Genomic DNA, 4,056 nt, shown 5'->3' on the forward strand with positions numbered 1-4,056 from the left:
CAGGCGGCGCGGGCTGGCGCTCGATCGGTTGCGGTTTCAGCAGCTCGATCTGTACGGGGATGTCGGCGGGTGGGGGCGGCGTGAACGCGTCGCGGTTGCGCATCAGCCAGAACGCGGCGAGCGCGTGCAGCACCAGCACGACGACGAGCGCAATGCCCACGCGCAGCCAGTGGCGGGGCAAAGCGTGACTCGGGCGGGTGTCGGCTGGCTGCATGGGCATCGGAACAGGATCGGGGCGTTCGCATGACGTCGGGCGCGCAGCGCGCGCCACAGGAATCGGACTGTCGAATGCGCCGCGCGTTCGCGCTGCGTGACGGAGCGGGTACCGGATGCGTCAGGCGTCGCGCGCGTCGGGACTATAGCCGAGTTCGTAAGACAGTTTTTGCGCGTATGCGCGCAGCGCGGTGTCGATCTCGCCGCCCCATGCAATGTCGAACGAGCCTTCCTGGCCGAGCGCGACGATCGCGAGCGCGAGTTCGCCGACTGCATCGAACACGGGCATGCAGAACGCGTGGATCGTCGGCAGCAGCATCCCCTCGACGCGCGCGGCCTCGTGCTTGCGCACGTCGGCGAGCACCGCGTCGACCTCGTCGAGCGTGCGCGGGCCGCCGTGGTGCGGCGAGCGGCGCGTATCGGCGAGTTCGCGCTCGAGCATCGCGGCGGTCTTGCTGCGCGGCAGGTACGCGGCGAACAGCAGCCCCGTCGCGGAGCCGAGCAGCGGCATCACGTCGCCGAGCTTCAGCGATGCCTTCGCCGGGTGGCTCGATTCCATCCAGTGGACGATCGTCGGCCCCTGGTTGCCCCACACGGCGATGCCGACCGTCTGGTCGAGGCGGTCGCGGAATTCGGTCAGCGCGATGCGCGCGAGCTTCACGCCGTCGACGCGCGCGAGCCGCGCGAGCCCCATCTGCAGCGCGAAGCCGCCGAGCTCGTAGCGGCCCGAGACGGGGTCCTGCGACACCACGCCGAGCCGCGAGAAGCTGACCAGGTAGCGGTGCGCCTTCGCAGGACTCATGCCCGCGCGCTGCGCGAGGTCGCGCAGCATCATCGCGCGCGGCTCGCTCGTCAGCACGTCGAGCAGGCGGAAGCCGACCTCGATCGACTGGATGCCGGAACGGACCTTCTCGCCGTGCTCGCCGGAAGCGGCGTCGTCGGTGTCGGTATCGGAGTCGGCGAGATCGTCGTCGGGAAGCGGGCTGGCAGGCATGGGCGGCAGGTGCGCGAAAAGGCGGCAGAAGTCGGGCTGAAAAACCGGGCCGGATAATCGGGGCGAAAACGGCGCGCACAATCGCGGCGCGCCGCAGGGATTCACCATCGTAAAATAGATTCCCTCCATCGTCACTACAACGGCAGAGTCCCCTTATGAAACTTGCTTCGCTGAAGGACGGCACGCGCGACGGCCAGCTGATCGTCGTGTCGCGCGACCTGCACACCGCGGCGATCGCCGACGCGATCGCGCCGACGCTGCAGCGCGTCCTCGACGACTGGGCGTTCTACGCGCCGCAGCTGCGCGACCTGTACGACGCGCTGAACCACGGCCGCGCGCGCAATTCCTTCGCGTTCGATCCGGCCAACTGCATGGCGCCGCTGCCGCGCGCGTTCCAGTGGGCCGACGGCTCCGCCTATGTGAACCACGTCGAGCTCGTGCGCCGCGCGCGCGGCGCGGAGATGCCGCCCGAATTCTGGACCGACCCGCTGATGTACCAGGGCGGCAGCGACGATTTTCTCGGGGCCCGCGACGACGTCGTGTGCCCGTCCGAGGAATGGGGCATCGATTTCGAGGCGGAAGTCGCGGTGATCACCGGCGACGTGCGGATGAGCGCGACGCCCGACGAGGCGCTGAAGGCCGTGCGGCTCGTCACGCTCGTGAACGACGTGTCGCTGCGCAACCTGATTCCGGCCGAGCTCGCGAAAGGTTTCGGCTTCTTCCAGAGCAAGCCGGCCACCGCATTCGCACCGGTCGCCGTGACGCCCGACGAGCTCGGCGACGAATGGCGCGAAGGCCGCGTGCACCGCCCGATGATCGTCCACTGGAACGGCAAGAAGGTCGGTCAGCCCGATGCGGGCACCGACATGGTGTTCCACTTCGGCCAGCTGATCGCGCACGCGGCGAAGACGCGCAACCTGCGCGCCGGCTCGATCGTCGGCTCGGGCACGGTGTCGAACAAGGACGCGAAGCGCGGCTACTGCTGCATCGCCGAGAAGCGCTGCCTCGAGACGATCGAGCACGGCGCGCCGCAGACCCAGTTCATGCGCTACGGCGATACCGTGCGCATCGAGATGTTCGACACGGCCGGCAAGTCGATCTTCGGCGCAATCGAGCAGTCGGTCGCCCCGCCCGACGGCGCGGCGTAAGTCACGCGGAGCGCGCAGCGCTCCGCTTTCGCGAAACCCGGGCCCGGCCCGCGCGCCGGGTTTCGCCTGATGTTTGCCCGCGCGGGCTTGGCTACACTCGATTCAGGGGCGCGAGAGCCTCGAGCAAGGAGCAGCGCATGGCCAATCTCGCCGCGTACGGCGGTTACGAAGCACTGAAGGTGACGCGCCGCGACCATGGCGTGCTCGACATCGTGATGAGCGGCGAGGGCGCGAACCGCAGCGGCCTCGCGACCGCGAACGCACGCATGCATCGCGAGCTCGCCGACATCTGGCGCGACGTCGACCGCGATCCCGACACGCGCGTCGCGGTGATCCGCGGCGAAGGCAAGGGCTTCTCGGCGGGCGGCGATCTCGCGCTCGTCGAGGACATGGCGAACGACTTCGACGTGCGTGCCCGCGTATGGCGCGAGGCGCGCGACCTCGTCTACAACGTGATCAACTGCAGCAAGCCGATCGTCTCGGCGATGCATGGCCCGGCCGTTGGTGCCGGGCTCGTCGCCGGGCTGCTCGCGGACATCTCGATCGCCGCGAAGGATGCGCGCATCATCGACGGCCACACGCGGCTCGGCGTCGCGGCCGGCGACCATGCGGCGATCGTGTGGCCGCTGCTGTGCGGGATGGCGAAGGCGAAGTACTACCTGATGCTGTGCGAGCCCGTGAGCGGCGAGGAGGCCGAGCGGATCGGGCTGGTCTCGCTCGCGGTCGAGCCGGCCGACCTGCTGCCGAAGGCCTACGAAGTGGCCGAGCGGCTCGCGCACGGTTCGCAGTCGGCGATCCGCTGGACCAAGTACGCATTGAACAACTGGCTGCGCACGGCCGGGCCGACCTTCGATACGTCGCTCGCGCTCGAATTCATGGGGTTTGCCGGGCCGGACGTGCAGGAAGGCATCCGCTCGCTGCGCGAGCGCCGCCCGCCCGAGTTCCCCGGCGACGCGCCGTTCTGACACGCGCTGGCGCTATGATCGATCCAGGCGCGGCTCGCGCGATGCATGGCGGCCGCCTCGCACTCACCCAGTCAACCAGGACGCCCGTATGACGACCGATGCCTCCGGCTCCAACCCTTTCGCCGGCTTTGCCGGCTTCAAGCCCGCCGACATGATGGACCGCATGTGGGACATGATGCGGATGTCGCCGTTCGGCGGGATGACGTCGTTTCCGGGCGCCACGCAAGGGCTGCCGCCGTCGCTGTCGAGCATGTCCGACATGATGGCGCCGCTCACGAGCGTCGAGGAGCTCGACAAGCGGATCACCGATCTGCGCGCCGTCGAGCAGTGGCTGAAGCTCAATCTCGGGATGCTGCAGTCCGCGATCCAGGCGCTCGAGGTGCAGCGCGCGACGCTCGCGACGCTGCGTGCGTTCGGCGCGTTCGCGCAGAGCTCGATGTCGGCGGCCGAGGAAGCGGCCGTCGCGGCCGCGCATGCGGCGAAACAGGCGTCGGGCGACGCCGCGCGGGCCCCGGATGCCGGCGCGTCGGATGCGGCGGCGGGCGACGCCGCGCAGCAGGCCTTCGACGCGGCGGGCTGGTGGAGCCTGCGGCAGTCTCAGTGCAACCAGCGCGCGAGCCTCGCGATGGCGCAGCCGGGCATGCAGCCCGCCGCGCCGGGCGATGCGCCGGCGGACGCGGCCGTGCCGCCGGAGCCGGCCGCGAAGCCGGCGCCGGCCGCCGCCGCGCCGCGCAAG

4 protein-coding genes and 1 pseudogene are annotated in these 4,056 nt (G+C 70.2%); 3 read left to right on the forward strand and 2 right to left on the reverse strand.

Translation table 11 applies throughout. From position 1 onward, the window contains the following. Both G3N93_RS35560 and G3N93_RS35565 read right to left on the reverse strand, forming a co-directional pair. Positions 1-220 (reverse strand): annotated as a pseudogene (locus G3N93_RS35560) (DUF3108 domain-containing protein); the annotation flags it as partial. A gap of 114 nt (positions 221-334) precedes the next feature. Continuing rightward, positions 335-1,207, reverse strand: a complete 873-nt coding sequence (locus G3N93_RS35565; protein ID WP_174937719.1) for an IclR family transcriptional regulator — start codon at positions 1,205-1,207, stop codon at positions 335-337. A gap of 155 nt (positions 1,208-1,362) precedes the next feature. On the opposite strand from G3N93_RS35565, the gene G3N93_RS35570 reads away from it, so the two are divergent. The 3 genes from G3N93_RS35570 to G3N93_RS35580 form a co-directional block, all read left to right on the forward strand. Continuing rightward, positions 1,363-2,355, forward strand: a complete 993-nt coding sequence (locus tag G3N93_RS35570) for a fumarylacetoacetate hydrolase family protein (protein ID WP_206135071.1) — start codon at positions 1,363-1,365, stop codon at positions 2,353-2,355. A 137-nt stretch (positions 2,356-2,492) separates the two neighbouring features. Then, positions 2,493-3,320 carry an enoyl-CoA hydratase/isomerase family protein gene (locus G3N93_RS35575; protein WP_085042695.1) on the forward strand — a complete coding sequence of 276 codons (828 nt, stop codon included), beginning with the start codon at positions 2,493-2,495 and terminating at the stop codon, positions 3,318-3,320. A gap of 88 nt (positions 3,321-3,408) precedes the next feature. Then, positions 3,409-4,056: PhaM family polyhydroxyalkanoate granule multifunctional regulatory protein (locus tag G3N93_RS35580; protein ID WP_206135072.1), on the forward strand; the 648-nt coding region annotated here is incomplete at its 3' end.

Origin of the sequence: Burkholderia sp. Se-20378 (assembly GCF_017104665.1) — a bacterium.
GTDB classification, from domain to species: Bacteria; Pseudomonadota; Gammaproteobacteria; order Burkholderiales; family Burkholderiaceae; genus Burkholderia; species Burkholderia lata.